Source organism: Azonexus sp. (assembly GCF_047638095.1).
GTDB lineage: Bacteria > Pseudomonadota > Gammaproteobacteria > Burkholderiales > Rhodocyclaceae > Azonexus.
Genome location: NZ_JBLJBW010000084.1, coordinates 1 through 2,772 on the forward strand (window position 1 = coordinate 1; position 2,772 = coordinate 2,772).

Below are 2,772 nucleotides of genomic sequence, written 5' to 3' on the forward strand. Positions count from 1 at the left end.
CTGCGCGACCGCGTCGCCGACATGCGCGCCATCGTCGCCGAAGTCGCCCCGCGCATCCCGCAGGCGCAAGCCGCCTTCACCGAAAAACTGCGCCAGCGCCTGGAAGACGCCTTGGGGGCAGCCAACGACGAGCGCATCCTGCAGGAAGTCGCCGTTTTCGCCACGCGCATCGACGTCGCCGAAGAGCTCGCCCGCTTGGAAGCCCACCTGAGCGAAGTCGAGCGCGTCCTCAAGGCCGGCGGTGCCACCGGCAAACGCCTCGACTTCCTGATGCAAGAGCTCAACCGCGAAGCCAACACCCTGGCCTCCAAATCCGCCGTCACCGAAGTCTCGCAGGCGGCGATGGAATTGAAGCTGGCCATCGAACAGATGCGGGAGCAGGTGCAGAACCTGGAGTGATCTGCGAAAATGCCGGCTTTGCTTTCTGTCGAGTCGCCATGTCGCCGCAACAAATTCAAGCCATTGCCCCTGTCGAAACTATCGTTGCCGAGCTGAAAGCCGGGCGGATGGTGATTCTGGTGGATGAGGAAGACCGCGAGAACGAGGGCGATTTGCTCATGGCCGCCGAGCATGTGACGCCGGAGGCGATCAATTTCATGGCCAAGTTCGGGCGCGGCCTGGTTTGTCTGACCTTGACCGAGGCGCGTTGCCGTTTTCTTGGCTTGAACCAGATGGCGCGCAGTAACGGCACGCAGTTTGGCACGGCATTCACGGTTTCCATCGAGGCGGCGGAAGGGGTGACGACCGGCATTTCGGCGGCGGATCGGGCGCATACCATCCGCACGGCGGTGGCGCGCACGGCGCGTCCGGAAGACATCGTCCAGCCGGGGCATGTTTTCCCCATCACCGCCCGCGACGGCGGCGTGCTGGTGCGTGCCGGGCATACCGAGGCGGGTTGCGATCTGGCCGCGATGGCCGGGCTGGAGCCTTCGGCGGTGATCTGCGAAATCATGAATGACGACGGCAGCATGGCGCGGCTGCCGGAGTTGATCGAATTTGCCCGCGTGCATGGTTTGAAAATCGGCACCATCGCCGATTTGATCCACTATCGGGCGGCCTCTGAAACCCTGGTCGAGCGCGTCAGCAGCAAAACGATCAACACTGCGCACGGCGATTTTTCCCTGCACGCCTTTGTCGATCGTGCCGGCAAGGCCACCCATCTGGCGCTGGTGAAGGGTGAGATTCCGGCGGGCGGTGAAACCTTGGTGCGGGTGCACGAACCCTTGTCGGTGCTCGATTTTCTTGATCCGGCGAGCGGTCGGCAGTCATTTTCCGTGGATCAAGCCATGGCGGCGTTGGCGCGTAACGGGCATGGTGTGATCGTGCTCATGCATCGTTCGGAAGACGGCGAAGCCTTGCTCGAACGCCTGCAAAAACCGCTCGATGCGCCGCGCACCCAGCGCAAATGGGACCCGCGCACCTATGGCATCGGCGCGCAGATTTTGCGCGACCTGGGCGTGAGCCGGATGCGGCTGTTGTCCAGCCCGCGCAAGATGCCCTCCATGACAGGTTTCGGCCTGGAAGTTACCGGTTTTGTGTCTGCCCCTGAGGAGTTATGAGCCATGGCCCGTTTTGACAATGTATTTGAATTTGACAGCAATCTCGATGGACGTGAGCTTTCCATCGGTATCGTCATGAGCCGTTTCAACCGGCCCGTGTGCGAGGGCTTGCTCTCGGCCTGCGTGGCGGAATTGAAGCGCCTGGGCGTGGCCGACGAAGATATGGCGATTGCCACCGTGCCGGGAGCGCTGGAAATTCCGCTGGTGCTGCAAACCATGGCGCAAAGCGGCCAGTACGATGCGTTGATCGCCCTGGGGGCGGTGATCCGTGGCGATACCTATCATTTTGAAGTGGTCTCCAACGATGCCTGTCGCGCCATCATGGAACTGCAACTGCACACCGGTACGCCGATTGCCAACGGTATTTTGACCTGCGACACCGACGAGCAGGCCGAGGTGCGCATGCAGCCCAAGGGGGCCGAATGCGCCCAGGCAGCGGTGGAAATGGCCAATTTGCAAGGGGCGCTGACCGATGAGTAAAGCCGCACAAACGGCCAAGGCGGCCAAGCCAGCCAAACCGAAATCGGCCCGCCGCCGGGCGCGAGAATTCATTCTGCAAGGCTTGTACCAATGGCGGGTGGGCGGTGCCGATGAGGCGGCCATCGAAGCCTACGCGCCGGAAACGGAAGGTTTCGACAAAGCCGACCGCGCCTTTTTTACCGCCACCTTGCGCGGTGTGATCGCCCAGCACGAAGCCCTGGTGGCGCAGATCAGCGCGCACATCGACCGGGCTTACGAAGAGTTGTCGCCGATCGAGGCGGGGGTTTTGCTGCTCGGCTGTTTCGAGCTGCTCCACCACCCGGAAACGCCCTACCGCGTCATCATCAACGAAGCCATTGAGCTTGCCAAAGCCTTCGGCGGCACCGACGGCCACAAGTACGTCAATGGCGTGCTCGATAAAATCGCCGCTCAGGCGCGCGCGCAGGAAATGCGTGCGCCGCAGTCCGGCGGCTAGCACATGGCCGCCGCCGGTGAGTTCGGGCTGATTGCCCGCTATTTCACCCGTCCGACGCCCTCGGCGCTGCTTGGGCCGGGCGACGACTGCGCCTTGCTCCTGCCGACGCCGGGCAAGGTGTTGGCGGTGACGACCGACATGCTGGTGGCCGGCGTGCATTTTCTGCCCGACACCGACCCGCAGCGCCTGGGCTGGAAAACCCTGGCCGTGAATCTGTCCGACCTCGCCGCGATGGGCGCGACGGCGCGCTGGGTGACG

General features: G+C 63.3%; 5 protein-coding genes. All 5 read left to right on the forward strand.

Annotated features, from left to right (window positions below; genetic code table 11):
* Positions 1-399: endoribonuclease YicC domain-containing protein (locus ACM62Q_RS13030; protein ID WP_415037281.1), on the forward strand; the 399-nt coding region annotated here is incomplete at its 5' end.
* Positions 400-437: 38 nt separating this feature from the next.
* Positions 438-1,559, forward strand: coding sequence for a bifunctional 3,4-dihydroxy-2-butanone-4-phosphate synthase/GTP cyclohydrolase II (ribBA, locus tag ACM62Q_RS13035; protein WP_415037283.1), 1,122 nt, complete (start codon positions 438-440; stop codon positions 1,557-1,559).
* A 3-nt stretch (positions 1,560-1,562) separates the two neighbouring features.
* Positions 1,563-2,039, forward strand: coding sequence for a 6,7-dimethyl-8-ribityllumazine synthase (gene ribH, locus ACM62Q_RS13040; RefSeq protein WP_415037285.1), 477 nt, complete (start codon positions 1,563-1,565; stop codon positions 2,037-2,039).
* A complete protein-coding gene (nusB, locus tag ACM62Q_RS13045) occupies positions 2,032-2,514 on the forward strand; it encodes a transcription antitermination factor NusB (RefSeq protein WP_415037287.1) in 483 nt (160 codons plus the stop codon). The genes ribH and nusB overlap by 8 nt, the downstream gene beginning before the upstream one ends.
* A 3-nt stretch (positions 2,515-2,517) precedes the next feature.
* The coding region (locus tag ACM62Q_RS13050; RefSeq protein ID WP_415037289.1) for an AIR synthase related protein at positions 2,518-2,772 on the forward strand (255 nt) is incomplete at its 3' end.